General features: G+C 63.4%; 13 protein-coding genes and 1 tRNA gene. 2 read left to right on the top strand and 12 right to left on the bottom strand.

Annotated features, from left to right (window positions below):
• Positions 1-248 precede the first annotated feature (248 nt).
• Positions 249-1,808, bottom strand: coding sequence for a porin (locus S58_RS15995; RefSeq protein ID WP_015666381.1), 1,560 nt, complete (start codon positions 1,806-1,808; stop codon positions 249-251).
• Between the two features lie 382 nt (positions 1,809-2,190).
• Here S58_RS15995 and S58_RS15990 point away from each other — a divergent pair, with 382 nt between their 5' ends.
• A complete protein-coding gene (locus S58_RS15990) occupies positions 2,191-2,730 on the top strand; it encodes a MarR family winged helix-turn-helix transcriptional regulator (RefSeq protein WP_015666380.1) in 540 nt (179 codons plus the stop codon).
• Between the two features lie 135 nt (positions 2,731-2,865).
• Here the strand turns inward: S58_RS15990 and S58_RS15985 are convergent, their stop codons facing one another.
• Both S58_RS15985 and S58_RS15980 read right to left on the bottom strand, forming a co-directional pair.
• A complete protein-coding gene (locus S58_RS15985; protein ID WP_244440776.1) occupies positions 2,866-3,897 on the bottom strand; it encodes an alpha/beta hydrolase family protein in 1,032 nt (343 codons plus the stop codon).
• Between the two features lie 867 nt (positions 3,898-4,764).
• On the bottom strand, positions 4,765-6,330 hold the full coding sequence (locus tag S58_RS15980; RefSeq protein WP_015666378.1) for a porin: 1,566 nt from the start codon (positions 6,328-6,330) through the stop codon (positions 4,765-4,767).
• A gap of 727 nt (positions 6,331-7,057) precedes the next feature.
• On the opposite strand from S58_RS15980, the gene S58_RS15975 reads away from it, so the two are divergent.
• Positions 7,058-7,151: transfer RNA gene (locus S58_RS15975), tRNA-Ser, on the top strand.
• A 162-nt stretch (positions 7,152-7,313) separates the two neighbouring features.
• Here S58_RS15975 and S58_RS39010 read toward each other — a convergent pair.
• The 9 genes from S58_RS39010 to S58_RS15925 all read right to left on the bottom strand — a co-directional run bounded on the left by S58_RS39010 (position 7,314) and on the right by S58_RS15925 (position 16,449).
• A complete protein-coding gene (locus S58_RS39010) occupies positions 7,314-7,670 on the bottom strand; it encodes a hypothetical protein (RefSeq protein ID WP_244440775.1) in 357 nt (118 codons plus the stop codon).
• 194 nt (positions 7,671-7,864) lie between these two features.
• Entirely contained in the window at positions 7,865-8,131 is a 267-nt protein-coding gene (locus S58_RS15965; protein WP_015666376.1) for a hypothetical protein, read from the bottom strand.
• A 1,426-nt stretch (positions 8,132-9,557) separates the two neighbouring features.
• On the bottom strand, positions 9,558-11,213 hold the full coding sequence (gene gatB, locus S58_RS15960) for an Asp-tRNA(Asn)/Glu-tRNA(Gln) amidotransferase subunit GatB (RefSeq protein WP_015666374.1): 1,656 nt from the start codon (positions 11,211-11,213) through the stop codon (positions 9,558-9,560).
• Positions 11,214-11,910: 697 nt separating this feature from the next.
• Positions 11,911-12,213, bottom strand: a complete 303-nt coding sequence (locus S58_RS15950; RefSeq protein WP_015666373.1) for a hypothetical protein — start codon at positions 12,211-12,213, stop codon at positions 11,911-11,913.
• Positions 12,204-13,679 (bottom strand): Asp-tRNA(Asn)/Glu-tRNA(Gln) amidotransferase subunit GatA, encoded by a 1,476-nt coding sequence (gene gatA, locus S58_RS15945; RefSeq protein WP_015666372.1) that lies wholly within the window; start codon positions 13,677-13,679, stop codon positions 12,204-12,206. The genes S58_RS15950 and gatA overlap by 10 nt, the downstream gene beginning before the upstream one ends.
• A complete protein-coding gene (locus S58_RS15940) occupies positions 13,676-13,909 on the bottom strand; it encodes a hypothetical protein (protein WP_015666371.1) in 234 nt (77 codons plus the stop codon). The genes gatA and S58_RS15940 overlap by 4 nt, the downstream gene beginning before the upstream one ends.
• A 59-nt stretch (positions 13,910-13,968) precedes the next feature.
• Positions 13,969-14,256 carry an Asp-tRNA(Asn)/Glu-tRNA(Gln) amidotransferase subunit GatC gene (gene gatC, locus S58_RS15935; RefSeq protein ID WP_015666370.1) on the bottom strand — a complete coding sequence of 96 codons (288 nt, stop codon included), beginning with the start codon at positions 14,254-14,256 and terminating at the stop codon, positions 13,969-13,971.
• Between the two features lie 108 nt (positions 14,257-14,364).
• Entirely contained in the window at positions 14,365-15,441 is a 1,077-nt protein-coding gene (locus tag S58_RS15930) for an NAD(P)H-dependent flavin oxidoreductase (protein ID WP_015666369.1), read from the bottom strand.
• A gap of 3 nt (positions 15,442-15,444) precedes the next feature.
• On the bottom strand, positions 15,445-16,449 hold the full coding sequence (locus S58_RS15925; protein WP_015666368.1) for an NAD(P)H-dependent flavin oxidoreductase: 1,005 nt from the start codon (positions 16,447-16,449) through the stop codon (positions 15,445-15,447).
• Positions 16,450-16,466 lie beyond the last annotated feature (17 nt).

Here is a 16,466-nt window from a genome sequence, read left to right as displayed (position 1 = left end):
GACCCGATCGATCGACGGCAGACGCATGCCTCGAATCGGTCGGTCATGAAGCCACACAGCATCGAAGTCGGATCGCGGCGCGTCTGCCGGAGACGCTGGCCGTGCGGAATGACCTGCGCGGGTGTGTTTCGAGACGCTTTGGCGACGACGCCGAGGGCGACACGCTCGCCTCGGCGCCTGCCGACGCCGCAAAAGAAGATCCCCGGCAGTTGCCTGCCGGGGATCGTAGTCTCGCTATGAGCGCGCTGTTACCAGTTGCGCTGAGCGCGGATCAGCAGGGTCATGCTGTTCTGATCCTTGAGCTCGTAGATGCCGGCCGGCTTGGCATTGCCAGCGCTCGCCGGAGCAGCAACCGTTCCAGAATACTTCTGGTCGAGCATGCTGTAGGCGAAGTCGGCCGAGAACGTGAGGTTCTTGACCGGAGTCCAGCGGGTGATCAAGCCGATCGTCGAGATGTCGAAGTTCGGGTTGCAGGTTCCGACCAGACCCAGCAAAGCCGTCGCGTTGGCGCAGATCGCCGCCGTGCCGACCGTGCCGTACTTGACCTGAGCGTACGACCCGTAGATCGCCGTGTTCCAGGCAGCGTTCCAGTTGTGCGTGTACGCACCACGGAAGCCCCAGGTCTTCACGCTCTCCTGCGCACCGCCGGTCACGAACACCGTATCCGGAGCGTTCGCGAAGGCGAGGCTGCCATAAGCGCCGGCAACGTTGCTGCCACCGTAGATCTGGTAGCTGACGGGTGCCAGGCTCTGAGCGTTGTAGCGCGTCGCACCGTCGGTGTAGACGCCCTGGATGTTGATCGTGTCACCGGGGCCAGTCGGGATGTTCTTGATCGACAAGGCCGCCTGAACCGCCCAACCCCACTTGTCAGCCGGAGCGCCGCTGGTCTCGCTGGCACCGTAGTAGCCAACGTGATTGTCATGCGCCGCGACGGACAACTGGAACAGGCCCCAGGCCTGGTCAACACGCAGCATACCAACGAGGTTCGGAGAGCGCGTGCCACCGATGTTGTTGGTGCCGTATGCGCCACCGATCATGCCGGCTGCGGATCCACCCGACAGGTTGAGATTGCCAGCCTGATAGTACTGGGTCGCATCTTCAGCCGAAACCGTGGCAGTGATGCCCTGGCCGAAATCGGCGGTGTAGGAGAACTGGTTCACACCGGTAACGGTGCCGCCGCCGCCCCACAGACCGTCGTAGTTGTTGCCCGGATAGTTCTGCCAGGGCGCGTCGAACTGCGACACGGCCTTACCCATGGTGAAGCCAGCGAACTGGATGAAGGCGTAGTACACGCCGAGCGAACCGCCGGCGACGCCGCCGTCCGTCGGGTTGACGCTGGCCGCACCGGCAGTCGCCGTGCCCGCGGCGTTGAGGCCGATGGCGGTGCTGTAGGCAGTGCCGCCCGTCGCCGAGCCGGTGCCGGTGTAGCCGCCCGTGGTCCAGGAGAACGTCGCATCGAAGAAGGTGCGGACGACGCCGTATTCGGTCGCGGTGCGCGTGTCGATGTTCAGGTCTTCACGAGCGCGAGCGGTGTAGTAGTTGCTCAGGCGGTTGTGCGCGCCGGCCGGAGCGCCGGTCGCATAGTTGTACAGGCTGTTGGTGCCCAGTCCGGCCTCGACGCGCAGATAGCCGCCGAGCTTGATGCAGGTGTCGGTGCCGGGGATGTAGTAGAAACCCGCACCATACAGGGAGCAAACCTTCACATACTCGACCGCTTTGGCCTTGATCGGAAGGTCGGCCGCCTGAGCCCCGGACATAGCGAGCAGAGCCGCCGCCGAGCCGAGGACAAGGCTCTTAACCGTCTTCATATAAACCTCCAAGTTGCTCTTTTGAGAAGAACCGGATCAAGATCCCCCAGGACGATCCGCTTCCTCCGCTCCCGAAAAACCGCTCCAGTCGCTTCGCGCCATCGGACACACCCGCATCACGCGAGGGACTTAAGCGAACCACCTGTCACGGGACGATCGAGTAATCCCCCCACCGTCGCCAGGAACTATGCCTTCGCTCATTCGGTAAGCAAAATAGTTTATGCAGTCAGGTAATTGAATGAAGCCGAAATGTGTCTTGAGGGCAACACCAAGGCAGTCGATTGTGCAACGCAAGGGGACATCCGGATTACCTCCTAGATAAGTGATTTTGCTATGGATTTTTTTTCACTAGGGTCGGACTTCGATTTGGAACTGTTGAGCAATGGCGCCCTCCAAGAATACGTCCGCCGCACCTGTGGAATCGGCCGAGCAGCCGCAGATGACCGAGCACCTGCCAAAGAATCGCGACGCCGTTCTGCGGTTCGCCAGGGAGATCGCCACCATCAATGTCCATCTTGAGGAGTTGAGGTACTTCTGGGCGAAGCGAATCGGCATCAGCGGCCCGCAATGGATGATCCTGATGGCGATCTCGGAGCTCGATCAGGGCGAGGGGGTCGCCGTCAATGCGGCAGCCAAGCGGCTGCACGTCGACCCATCCTTCGTCACCACGCAATCCAAGCTGCTCGAGAAGAAGGGCTTCATGCAGCGCAGGCCCGCCCCTGACGACGCGCGCGTCGTCAGGATGTCGCTGACCGCCAAGACCTCGGAGCTCTTTTCCGAGCTCGAAGTGCATCAGGGACAGATCTTCGCTTTCATTTTCGAGGAATTCGACGCACGCGAGCTGTCCACCTTCACGGATAAGCTCGCCGCGCTCAAGGAGCGCTTCGAAAAGGCGAGCGCCCGAGTCTCGCTGGGGGTCTGATCAGGAGGCGCAACAGCCTCATGCCTGCCATTCCGCTGCCTTCGCCCCTGCCCTCGTGACGGACGCGACGACCCTGACAGGCAATCGCTTTGGCGGAGAGAACAGCCGCTGCTCGCCCTGGGCGCCGGTTGGCTGCTAGCCCTGCATCTCCTGCGAGCCTGCGAGACGCGACGCAATCCAATCGAAGATGAAGCCGTTGGCGTGGGCTTCGTCGGGAACGCCTCCCTGCTGGTTCGCGAAGATCTTGAGCGTGATGTCGAGATGATCGCGCTTCATCTGCGCGACCAGGCGCGCGGCGATGTCGGCACGCAGCCATCCGACCTCCGGGAGTGCGACCAGGAGCGGACACATGATCTGCCGCGCAACGCGGCAATCACTCGCGCTCGGCAGGCAGGCCCGCTCATCCGGCTTCAACCGACGCGACAAGCACACACGCTCATGAATGTCCCAGAGGCCGGCGTCGCAAACGGCAGCCGCGTAGCGCGGATCGAGCGCGATGCCGCGGGCCACGAAGGACGAACTCCAATCGTCGGCCAGAATCGCGATCCTGTCGTCATCGACGTCGTCGCGCTCGCAAACGTAGTCCATCACGCTGCCGATGGCAGATTCCAGGTCACGACTGCCGACGATGTCGTCGAACCGGCTGGCCGGGCCGGGTCCAAGCACGTCGACGACCAACAAGGACAGGCCACGCTCCGCGGCGTACCCGGCCAGCATCAGCAAGGACTTCTCTTTGCGCCGGCCGGGCTCGCAGATGCAGACCACCGTCGGCGCGGGGCCATTCCCATCGGCCGGCAGAAAGTAGGCTTCGAGCGGATAGTCCTGCCGCCAGGGGATCGTGACCACCTCGCCTTGCGGAACGCCGAGGCGGAGATAGTCCAATGCACAAGCGCGAATGCCCGAAGCAACGGCTTGCTGGCGCACCACGCAGCCCCCGAAGGGAGATGCGGCCACATCATAGTAATTGATCGCGCGGAGCCATTTGCGGCGCCCGGCGTCGAGCGACCCTGCGTCGGCCAGCAGGCACGCCTCCTCCCGCATCACTTCTGCAGATCGCGTCCATTCCTGATACCAGGAGGCTTCATCATCATTGTAGATGCGCTGGACGACCGCCAGGCACGCCGCGAACTCTCCGCCGCCCTCCGGGGTGGTATCCAGCAGCCGCATCAAGGCGTCGGACAGTTCTTCTCGTTCAGACCACGGTCCTAACGCCTTCAGAATGCCTTCCGACCTCATCTCGCACCGCTTCCTCGACCCGCAACGGCTTCATGTCCGTCATCTGTTCGTCAGACTGTGATGATCCGCGAATTTACGGTCAAGTCACGTCACGACACTTTTTTGCAGGTTTTCGTACATCGGGAGACGTACGCTTGCCCGTCATCCTGGATGACCGGCCACGCGGCGCCTGGGCTGGCTGTATATCCGGCCCATCAGGAGCGCGGAGGTGCCTGGTTTGCCATCGCCCCTGGGAACAAAGGACGTTTTCTTCCGCATGAAATGAAGAAACCCCCGACGGGGCATCGTCGAGGGTTTCCGGAGGTCTTAACGTTGAACGGTATCATTCGGCCCGTACACACATATTCCTGTGCAGCGACGCTGAGAAAATTATCTTATCAACTCATCTAATTTCAATACCAAATCGTCCAACCCTGACAACTTTCTTATAATCAATTGTTTTAGTTGCATTTTTTCTGCAGCACCCGCGTGTGCGGGCTGCGAAATTGGCTCGCTTGAACGATCCCTGGAACTGCACAGAGGGGAGCCGCGCGCTACTGAGACACCACTTATATGCATCCCGATTCCATTATGAGGCGCTCGCTCAGATCTCGAACCGGCCTTGAGAAGCAATCTGCACAGGTATTTCCTCACCCCGGCTCGAGCACGGCATGGCTTCACCTCACCCATTCAGACGCTGGGCGGCATCGATGCCGGGCATCCGGCAAAACAGCCGAGCGCTCGCCCCCCGAAGACAAATGAAAACCCCCGGCAGTTGCCTGCCGGGGGGCGTAAAACCTAATCCTAGGGATCAGAGGATCAGAAGTTGCGCTGAGCGCGGACCAGCAAGGACACCGAGTTCTGGTCCTTGAGCTGGTAGGTCGCAGCCGGCTTCGCGATGCTGCCCGAACCCGGGTAGGCAATGTTGCCGGAGTACTTCTGGTCGAGGTTCGTCCAGGCCACGTCAGCCGAGAAGGTCAGGTTCTTGACCGGAGTCCAGCGGGTGATCAAACCCAGCGTGGAGATGTTGAAGTCGGGGTTGCAAGTGAAGCCTGCACCCGCGATCGCTCCCATCGCCGCGCTGCCGCAGATCAGGCCCTTGGCAGTCCCGTTGTAGCTCACGGCAGCCCACGAACCGTAGATCGCCGAGTTCCAGGTCGGGCTCCAGTTGTGGGTATAAGCACCACGGAAGCCGTAGGTGGTGGTCAACTGCTGATCACCGTTCGTCGCGTAGACCGCGTCGCTGACGCCAGCGAAGCCGAGCGTGCCGTAAACGCCAGCAGTGCTGCTACCACCGTACATCGCATAAGTGGTGGGGTTGAGCTGCCCCTCGTTGTAGCGGCTCGCACCGTTGGTGTAGACGCCCTGGATGTTGATGCTGTCGCCGGCGCCGGTCGGGATGTTCTTGATCGACAAGGCCAGCGAAGCTGCCCAGCCCCACTTGTCCGACGGATGACCCGAGGTCTCGGAAGCACCGTAGTAGCCAGTGTGGTTGTCATGCGCCGCGAACGACGCCTGGAACAGACCCCAGGCTTGGTCGACACGGACCATGCCGACGATGTCCGGAGCAACGTTGCCACCGTAGGAGTTGGAGCCGTAAGCGCCGCCGATGATGCCGGCCGCGGTGATGCCCGAGACGTTCCAGAGGTTGGTCTGGGAGTTCTGGGTCGCATCCTGCGCCGAGATCGCGGCGGTGATGCCCTGGCCGAAGTCCGCCGTGTAGGTGAACTGGTTGACACCGGTGGTGGTGTTGCCGCCGCCCCACAGGCCGTCGAGGTTGTTGCCGGGATAGCCGGTCCAGGGCGCATCGAACTGCGACACGGCCTTACCCATGGTGAAGCCGGCGAACTGGATGAAGGCAAAGTACACGCCGAGCGCGCCGCCGGCGATACCGCCATCCGTCGGGTTGACGCTGGACGCGCCAGCAGTCGCCGTACCCGCCGCATTGAGGCCGATCGCCGAGCTATAGGCCGTTCCGCCGGTCGCCGAGCCGGTTCCACCGTAGGTGCCGGAGGTCCAGGTGTAGGTCGCCTCGAAGTAGGTGCGGACCACGCCATACTCGGTCGCGGTGCGCGTGTCGATGTTGAGGTCCTGACGGGCGCGGCTGTAATAGTAGTTGCTCAGGCGGTTGTTCGCGCCGGAGACGCCGTTGACGGCGTTGTTGTACTGGCCGTTGCTGGCGAACGACGTTTCAGCACGCAGATAACCGCCCAGCTTGATGCAGGTGTCGGTGCCGGGGATGTAGTAGAAGCCGGCTCCGTAGAGCGAGCAGACCTTCACGTATTCGACCGCCTTGGCCTTGATCGGAAGGTCAGCTGCCTGTGCCCCAGACATGGCGACGAGAGCTGCCGCCGAGCCCAGGACGAGGCTCTTGATGATGTTCATAGTGTTAAACCTCCAAGTTGCTCAGTCAGGGAAGGATCCGCCTGCGCTAGGTGTGAGACACCCTCGAGGTTTGCCCTGGTCCCTCTTCGACCCGTCGCTCGGCCGCTTCGCGCTATCGGACACACCCGCATGAACGCGAGGGACTTGAGCGAACGACCTAAACGGGACGACGTCGGGATGCCCCCCTTCGTCGTGAGGGCAGAATTACCGAAGCCCTTTGCACACGCAACAAAGGAACCATCATTGCGGCGCCCAGCAGGCGCCTTTTTGGAGCGGTGTTGCACAAAAAGCACGGAACCGTGGTTCTGCGGAAACGGATAAGCTACTGTTTATGTTATTGTTTTGTAACAACGCAATCTTAGGTGCGTAAGCCAGGACACACTCGCCGACCGGAACCCGCCGCATCTCGGGCAGGGCGATCGTCGAATTCGGACATCACCCGGACGAGATTCGCACGAGGTTCGATGCGAACAGCCGCGCGGCGTTCACCGAGCTCCGCCCGGCCCGATCGAGGACCAGGGCGGCGTCGTCTTTGTGGCTTCCGGCCCGCCCCAGGACCAGCCGGGGTGAACACGACCGCAAACCTTCGGGTGTCCCGGCGCCCCCTCCGGCCCGGGCCCTGGCGTGGAGCCCGGTGGGCTTCACCGCGCTTGTCTGTGAGGATTTCAAATCGGCGCGCAATCTGCCGCTTGCGGCTCAGCGCGTCGTCGGGCATACCGACCGGGCTGGAGACGTGGCCGAGTGGCTGAAGGCGGCGGTTTGCTAAACCGTTATAGGGTTGTAAAGCCCTATCGAGGGTTCGAATCCCTCCGTCTCCGCCAGGCGCCCGTTGGGCGCAGCCGATGGCGGCCCCCTCCCTTCGCGCGACGTTAGAGTGGCCGGGCCGCCTTCGATGGCCGCGGACACGGTTGACCTTCCACCGCGGCGGCTCTTCAAATCATCTCTGCATCGGAACGGACTTCGGCCGGCGTGACGCGCGCGGCTCAATCGAACAGGCTGCGGCTGATGTTGATGACGAACGCGGCGGGCACGCCGATGACGGCGCCGACGAAGCCGTAGCCGAGCGCCGCCCACAGCGACGCCGCGCCCCCTGCTCCCATGACTCCGCCGTACAAGGTGCCGAGGCCCGCGCACAGCGTGGTGACCATGACGAGACGCCGGTCATTGGTGGCCTCGATCCGCAACCGCCGCAACTCGCGCCGGCTCTGCACGGCAGGCCCGGAGGGCTCGGTGGACCCGCAATGCGGACACGCCACTGCACTGAAGGACACGCCGTTCCCGCAGTCGTGGCAGTCGATCAGCTCCTGCTGCGTCGCCCGTCGCTGCTGCGCCTGCCTCATGCCATCGATCCCGCTGTCTCCGTACATGCGACAGATAGGGGATTTATCGGCGCGCGACGAGGCTTGCTTGCGCGCAAATGATGGGGTCCGAGATCGCCCACCGACGACCGTATCGTTCCAGCTATGGACCGGCGCCCGATCTCGCCTTCATCGTCGACGAGGCGCGAGACAGAAGTGCCCGCGGCACTCCGTGATCAGCGCGCCGTCATCCAGGCACGCGCCTCGCGCTGCGCAGCCGCGATGTCGCCATCCGACATCTGCTCCGCGATCTCGCGGCGCATCGCGATCGCATCGACACGCCCCTTCAGGGCAGCGAGATTGAACCATTTGTGCGCGGCGATCAGATCGACCACGCCGTCGCGACCGCTCGCATAGAGCATGCCGAGCTCGAACAGCACGTCGCCATTGGCGCCCTGCTCCGCGGTGGTCACATCATCGAAATTGAGTTGTCCCTGAAACATCGTCGCTCTCCTTCACTGGGAGGCGGCTCTCCTCGAGCGCAGCCCCCGTCCAACTGTTCAACGCCTGGTTAGTCCCTGTGCCGTTTGACGGCTTATGCGCGAAGGATGACCGATCAAGTTTGAAAGGCAGTTTAAACATCGTGCTGAAGGAAGCCTGAACGCAAACCGCCCGATCTTCCGGGCTGAAGCCCAAATGCCTGATTCAGATGAGAATTTTTGAAGCGGCAAAGAGCGGTTTACCGTTCTGTTTGGCAAACCTCTAACCATCGCGGAAACGCGATGAGGCCGCCGGCGCCAGCCGTTGCGCGCTACGGCGGGCGGCGATCGATACGGCCGGCACGCAACGACGCGCGATCCCGACACGATCACGCGCGCGCTCACGGCCGCGAGATCGGTCGCCAAGCCGATGCGACGTCGTCCGGATCAGATGCATGTCATGGGAGGAGGCATAAAGGCACGCGGCCATTGGGCACGCGGCCATTGGGCACGCGGCCAGGATCGAGGGCGTCGGCGAACACGTCAGGATCAGATCTCACTCTGGCTCGTGAGCCGCTCGTGAGATTGCAGACCGGAAGCGCGATCTGCACCGAACGAAGAAATCCCGTTTCTTCTGCCGGACCGCACCGCGAGCGAAGCCGCTCTCGAGTTCGATCCGACCGTTGACCTGATGTCTCGCCGACACCCTCTATCGTCGATGGAGCTTCAGGAGATCTGCCCGGCTCTCGAGGAGCTCAAGCGGACCTAACGTTCCAGCGACGTGCCGGCATCAGCTGCCGGACTCATCTCGCAGCGGACTGCGAGAGTTACTTCTTCTTGGCGACCTTCTTGGTCTTCTTGGCAGTCTTCTTCGCCGCGGTCTTCGCGACCTTCTTCACTGCCTTCTTCGCCTTCTTCGCTTTCTTGGCCATGTTGCCCTCCGATGTGAGATGGCTTAGTCGATGCGTGCACTCGGGAATCGAACTGCACTCCTCATCGATACACCAACGAGTGAAAAAAAACAGCTTCCGGCTTAAGGAAGTGTTGACAGGCGCGCGCGCGTGCGGCTGACGAAACGCGCGAAGCAGCACGACGATCGATCGCGAAAACGCGAACGTCTCTCCGCACAAGGCCGCGCGCGCTACTAATCGAGATTGCGCAAAAAGCCTGTGCTGCAAGTATTTTTCTGAACGAGTATACGGCGCGTCGAAAACGGCGTCGGCGCCTTGTCGAGGTGCAGAGTCGCAAGTCGCGCGGTACGCGCGGACTCTGAGTCGTAAAAATTGGCAACGAAAAAATTTTCGTTGCACACGGCCTCGTGCACGTTCGAGCGCTCTCCAAAGGTGGCTTTTCTGCGAATCGCGTGCGGCGATTCGCGGAACGCGAGGGGCAAACGAAAACGGCGCGCACCATGTGCGCGCCGTTGGAACGAGGACGAGCGATCGTCGTTTCAGATGCCGAGCTTGCTCTTCAGGAGATCGTTGACCGCCTGCGGATTGGCTTTGCCGCCCGACGACTTCATCACCTGACCGACGAACCAGCCGACCAGCTGCGGCTTCGCGATGGCCTGCGCGACCTTGTCCGGATTGGCCGCGATGATCTCGTCGACGACCTTCTCGATCGCGCCGAGGTCGGTCACCTGCTTCATGCCGCGACTTTCCACCAGCTCGCGCGGATCGCCGCCCTCGCTCCAGACGATCTCGAACAGGTCCTTGGCGATCTTGCCGGAGATGGTGCCCTCGCCGATCAGCGCGACGATCGCGGCCAGCTGAGCGGCCGAGACGGGAGACGACGCGATGTCGCGGCCTTCCTTGTTGAGCCGCCCGAACAGCTCGTTGATCACCCAGTTGGCGGCGAGCTTGCCGTCCCGGCCGCGGTCGGACAGCGCCTCCAGCACGCTTTCATAGAACGCGGCGCTCTCGCGCTCGGCCACCAGCACCGAGGCGTCGTAGGGCGAGAGGCCGAGATCGGCGATGAAGCGCGCCGTCTTCTGGTCCGGCAGCTCCGGCAGCGCCGCCTTCAGCTCGTCGACGAAAGCCTGCGAGAACTCGAGCGGCAACAGGTCCGGGTCCGGGAAGTAACGGTAGTCGTGCGCCTCCTCCTTGGAGCGCATCGAGCGCGTCTCGCCCTTGTCGGGATCGAACCGGCGGGTTTCCTGCTCGATCACGCCGCCGTCCTCGATGATCTCGATCTGGCGCCGCGCCTCGGCTTCGACCGCCTGGCCGATGAAGCTGATGGAGTTGATGTTCTTGATCTCGCAGCGGGTGCCGAGCGGCCCGCCCGGCTTGCGCACGGAGACGTTGACGTCGGCGCGCAGCGATCCCTTTTCCATATCGCCGTCGCAGGTGCCGAGATAGCGCATGATCGACCGCAGCTTGGTCACGTACGCCTTGGCCTGCTCGGCGTCGCGGATATCAGGCTTGGAGACGATCTCCATCAGCGCCACGCCGCAGCGGTTGAAGTCGATATAGGACAGCGACGGCGACTGGTCGTGCAGCATCTTCCCCGGATCCTGCTCGATGTGCAGGCGCTCGATGCCGACAGTGGCGGTCCTGCCGCCGTCGAGCTCGACCGTGACCTCGCCCTCGCCCACGATCGGGTCCTTGTACTGGCTGATCTGGTAGCCCTGCGGCAGGTCGGGATAGAAATAGTTCTTGCGGTCGAACACCGAGCGCAGGTTGATCTTGGCGTTCAGGCCGAGCCCGGTGCGCACGGCCTGGCGCACGCACTCCTCGTTGATGACCGGCAGCATGCCCGGCATCGCCACATCGACCAGCGAGACGTGGCTGTTGGGGTCGCCGCCGAACGCGGTCGAGGCGCCGGAGAACAGTTTTGATTTCGAGGTCACCTGGGCATGGATCTCCATGCCGATCACGACCTCCCAGTCGCCGGTGGCGCCCTTGATCAGCTTGCCTTGGTTGGAGCTCCCCGGCGGTAACGGGAGGTTCCCCCACAAGACAACCTTGAGCCGAATTGGACATTGCCGATCCCTCAGCTCGACCGGTATCTCTTGAATCGTAAGTCCTCTGGGCGCTAACTCTTCCAAAACAACGGACGCCAACAGGTCCTCTGCAAGGGTCAGCATATTGTCGAGGTAGATGTCCATATCCGCTAGGATACTGCTGTCCGGCTGCCCTGTACGCGTCCAGGTAGGAGGAACATAGCGTCCGACTTGATCTGCCGATCGAATATTCTCAATCTTCAGAGTTCCCGACTTTTCTCCGGGATGCTCGATGGCATTCCTTTTGCGAACAAGCTCGGAAGTCCAACTCTCTTCGGATCGAATGAGTTTCGTCAGACGATGCTCATCGCCAAACTTAAGGCAAGCCCACTTGGAGAGCTTGCTCTCTCCGTTTTCCTGCAAATCAGCGAAAGCGCTGGCCTCTTTAAGTTTGCAGTCATAGAGAATTTCAAAAAGCTTCAGCAAGTCCCGAAGATAGTCTTTGGCCTCGTATAAGAAGCCTTCGACGATCTTTTGGAGCCCAATAACGTGAGGAACTTCGCGAGCTTGCTGACTTTGCTTATCGCCCAGCCTTTCAAGGCTTTCGTTCATTTTCTCGGTTAGAGAGTCGCGAACCTTGTGACACTCAATAAGCCGCTGGGTAAGTGTGATCGCGTAGACGTGCGAAAGCTCAAGCTTCTTCTCTTGGGAGATGCTCAGCCAATTCGTGAGTTCGCTGGTCTGGGGCCCAAGCCGCGCCACAACCGGGTGACTTACGCCTACATCCAGAATTTGCCGTACTTCGAATGTCATGTGCATTCCCCTAGCACCAACAGAATAGCCTTGTCCTAAACGGCATAGGCTATTCTCTGTATCCAAGAAGCGCGGAGACGATCCGCTCGAATTCGATATCCAACGCATCGGTCGCGACCTTCTGCCCGGCCTGGCGATACCAATAGGCGGCATTGCCGAGATCGCCCTCGACGCGATGCAGATGCGCGTGCGCCCAGGCCGCGTCGCGGCCGGTCTCGTCCTGAATGATCCCGTGCGCCCGGTCCCAGTCGCCCTTGCCCAGCCACCACAGACCCGTCAGCACGGGCGAAAGGCCGGTCGCGGGCGCGGCGCCCGCGAGGCTCGTCTTGAAGTCGGGTAAGCTCACCACCACCGAACGGGCGTGAAGCGTCCCGCCGCCTGCTCGATGACCTCGCCGAGCGAGAACAGCGTCTCCTCGTCGAACGGACGTCCGATCAGTTGCAGCCCGAGCGGCAGCCCCTGCGCGTCCTTGCCGGCCGGCACCGCGATGCCCGGCAGGCCCGCCATGTTCACGGTCACCGTGAAGATGTCGTTGAGATACATCTCCACCGGATCGGCGCCGCCCTTCTCGCCGATGCCGAAGGCGGCCGACGGCGTCGCCGGCGTCAGGATCGCGCTCACGCCCTTGGCGAAGCAGTCCTCGAAATCCTTCTTGATCAGGGTACGGACCCTCTGCGCCCGGATGTAATAGGCGTCGTAATAGCCGGCCGAGAGCACATAGGTGCCGATCATGACGCGGCGCCGCACCTCGGGCCCAAAACCTTCGGCACGGGTGTTCTCGTAGAGTTCGCCGATCGACTTGCCCGGCACGCGCAGGCCGTATCGCACGCCGTCGTAGCGGGCGAGGTTCGAGGACGCCTCCGCCGGCGCCACGATGTAATAGGCCGGCAGCGCATACTTCGTGTGCGGCAACGACACCTCGACGGTTTCAGCGCCTGCGGCCTCCAGCCACTTGCGGCCTTCGCTCCACAGCTTCTCGATCTCGGCCGGCATGCCGTCGAGGCGATATTCCTTGGGGATGCCGATCTTCATGCCCTTCAGGGACTTCCCGATCGCGGCCTCGTAGTCCGGCACCGGAATATCGACCGAGGTCGTATCCTTCGGGTCGTGGCCGGCCATCGAGCGCAGCAGGATCGCGGCGTCACGCGTGGTGCGCGCGATCGGGCCAGCCTGGTCGAGCGACGAAGCGAAGGCGACGATACCCCAGCGCGAGCAGCGGCCATAGGTCGGCTTGATGCCGACGGTTGCCGTGAACGCGGCGGGCTGGCGGATCGAGCCGCCGGTATCCGTCGCGGTCGCGCCCATGCACAACAGCGCCGCCACGGCGGACGCCGAGCCGCCGGACGAGCCGCCCGGGACCAGCGTGGTATTGGAGCCCTCGCGGCGCCAGGGGTTGCCCACCGGGCCGAAGCACGAGGTCTCGTTGGACGAGCCCATCGCGAACTCGTCATTGTTGAGCTTGCCGAGCATGACCGCGCCGTCGCGCCACAGCTGCGAGGTCACGGTCGACTCGTAGGTCGGCACGAAATTGCCGAGGATCTTCGAGCACGCGGTGGTGCGGACGTCCTTGGTGGCGAACAGGTCCTTGATCCCCAGCGGAATGCCGGCCAGCGGCCCGCCCTCGCCCTTGGTGATCTTGGCGTCGGCGTCGCGCGCCATATCGCGCGCCTTCTCCGGCGTCTCCATCACGAAGGCATTGAGCGCCCGCGCCTCTTCCATCGCCTTGAGATGGGCGTCGGTCAGCTCGAGCGACGTGAAGGTCTTGTCCGCGAGGCCCTGGCGGGCATCGGCGAGCGTCAGCGAAGTCAAATCGGTCATTTGTTGATCGGGCTGCAGAAGAATGGGGAGAGCGTCTTGTCGTCGGTGGTGTCGTCGGCGAAGAACTTGTTCTTCTTGGGGGGAGTCTTGTTGGCGTTGAACGCCTCGAGCTGGTCGAGGATCTCGTTCACGGCCTTGTCCGGATCGGCGGCCTTGCCCTGCCGCTCCATCGCGTCGAGATAATCCATATAGGCCTTGTAGGCCGCTTCATCGTCGCAGAGCAGGCACATGGCGTTGGCTCGCTTGTCGGTTTGAGGAGCAGATGGCGCGCGCCATACGGCTACCTGGGCTATTCCACGACCTTCGGCACGAGGAAGAAGTGGTTCTCGGTCGCCGGCGCGTTCTTGACGATGTCGTCGGCGATGTCGCCGTCCGTGACCACGTCCTGGCGCTTCTTCATCGCCATCGGGGTCACCGAGGTCATCGGTTCGACGCCCTCGACATTGACCTCCGAGAGCTGCTCGACGAAGGCCAGCATCGCATTGAGCTCGCCCTGCAGATGCGGGACCTCGGCGTCAGTGACAGCGATCCGCGCCAATTGCGCGATCCGGCGGACGGTGGCGGCATCGACCGACATTATATAGGGCCTCACGGGACAAGGTGAACCCGCCCTATAGCAGAGGCCGCTTTCGCGCCGCAACCGGCAGCCTCTGGACTTTCCCAGGGCAATGCCCTGCCCGAGGCGTCAGCCCGCCATCTTCGCGAGGCGCGCCAAAGCCTGTTCGGCCAGGGTCCGCGTCAGCTCGGTCGCTGGCACCGCGCGTCCCAACGGCAACGCCTGCCCAGCCCAGAGATTGGTAAAATCGACCCTTCCCTGCTTCTCCGCCGCGGCCTTAAGCGGGCCTAGCGCGGTCGCGGCATGCGGAAACGCCGGCGCATCCGGCGAGATCGGACCGACCTCACGCATGACCCGGTTGGCGACGCCGCGGGCGAGCCGACCTGTCATGACGTTGGTGATGACGGTCGATTCGTCGTCAGCCGCTGCGAGCGCAGCGCGCGCGGGAGCGCTGACCTTGGATTCGGGACAGCGCAGATAGGCGCTACCGATCTGCACGCCGGAGGCGCCGAGCGCGAAGGCCGCCGCGATGCCTCTGCCGTCGGCGATACCGCCGGCCGCAACCACCGGCAGGTTAACCGCATCGACCACCTGCGGCACCAGCGCGAACGTGCCGACCTGCTCGGCGAGTTTGTCGGTCAGGAACATGCCGCGATGGCCGCCCGCCTCGGCGCCCTGCGCGATGATGACGTCGGCGCCGTTCTGCTCCAGCCACACTGCCTCGCGGACCACGGTCGCTGAGGCCATCACGACCGCGCCGGTCGCCTTCACGCGCGCCAGCAGAGACGGCTCAGGCAGGCCGAAATGGAAGCTTACGATCTCCGGCTTCAGTTCCTCGACCACCGCGCACATCGCCGCATCGAACGGGGCGCGGTTGGCAGCGGTGATCGGAGCCGCCGGATCCACGCCATACTCCTGATAGTAGGCGCCAAGGCGTTGCTTCCAGCCGGCCTCGCGCGCCGCATCGGCCTCGACCGGGATGTGGCAGAAGAAGTTCAGGTTGAGCGGCGCCGACACGCGCTGGCGGATGATGTTGACCTGCTCGCGCGCCTTGTCCGCGCTCAGCATCGCGGAGGGCAGCGAGCCGAGGCCGCCCCCTTGCGCCACGGCGATGACGAGTTCGGCATCCATCACCCCAGCCATCGGGGCGAGCACGATCGGATGTTCGGTCTTGACGAGATCCAGAAAGCGGCGATCGGGCCACATGGTTCACCTCACTTCTTCTTCAATCGAATTCGGCAACGGCCGCGACGAGTTGCGCCGCCCTTGCAAGATCTGTTCGGCCTCGGCGACAATGCGTTCGACGATCTCGCCCGCCGGCGGGATATCATGAATCAAACCGACCGCCTCGCCTGCGATGACGGCTGCGACATCGAAATTGCCCTCGGCCCGCGCCTTCATATAGTCGGCCGACACGCCCGCAACCTGCTGCAGCAGCTCGACCTCGCGTCCCATCCAGCGGCGCGCGTGATCATTGATCAGGCAGCGGCCGGTAAACGGCGCCGGCCAGACGTTGTTGCGTGAGAGATCGAAGATGATGCCGCGCACGGTCTCGCCGGCGCGCGCCGCGCAGATGCGCCGCTTGGCCTCGCCGGCGCCGTTGGCCTCCTCGCTGGCGTAGAAGCGCGTGCCGAGCAGCACGCCATCGGCGCCGAGCGTGAGCATCGCGGCAAGGCCGCGACCGTCCGCGATCCCGCCAGCAGCGACCAGCGGCACGCGGCCTGCGGCGAGATCGACGATCGCAGCAACGATGTCGAGCGTGGTGCGCGACGCCCCGTGGCCACCCGCCTCAGTTCCTTGCGCGATCAGGATGTCGGCGCCGGCCGCGAGCGCCTGCGCCGCCATCGCCTCATCCTGCACCTGGCATATCAAGAGCGCGCCGGCTGATTTGATCGCCGGGGCAAAACGCGCGGGATCACCGAACGACAACATCACCGCTGCCGGCTTCGCGGCGAGCGCGATGTCGAGCAGCTCCGGCTGCTTGGCGAGCGACCAGGTGATGAAGCCGATGCCGAACGGCGCGTGCAGACCGCCGAACTTCGCGGTCTCCTGTGCCAGCCACGTCCGGTTGCCGTAGCCGCCACCGAGAATGCCGAATCCGCCGGCGCTGCTGACCGCACGCACCAGCCGCGCATCGGCGACGACGTCCATCGGCGCCAGCAGAACCGGGTGATCAATGCCGAGCTTTTCCGTCAGCGGCGTCCTCAACGGCATCAAACGTCTCCTTGCCT

Source organism: Bradyrhizobium oligotrophicum S58 (assembly GCF_000344805.1).
GTDB classification, from domain to species: Bacteria; Pseudomonadota; Alphaproteobacteria; order Rhizobiales; family Xanthobacteraceae; genus Bradyrhizobium; species Bradyrhizobium oligotrophicum.
Note: the sequence above shows the minus strand (reverse complement) of the source record. Positions and strands in the feature narration are given on the sequence as shown.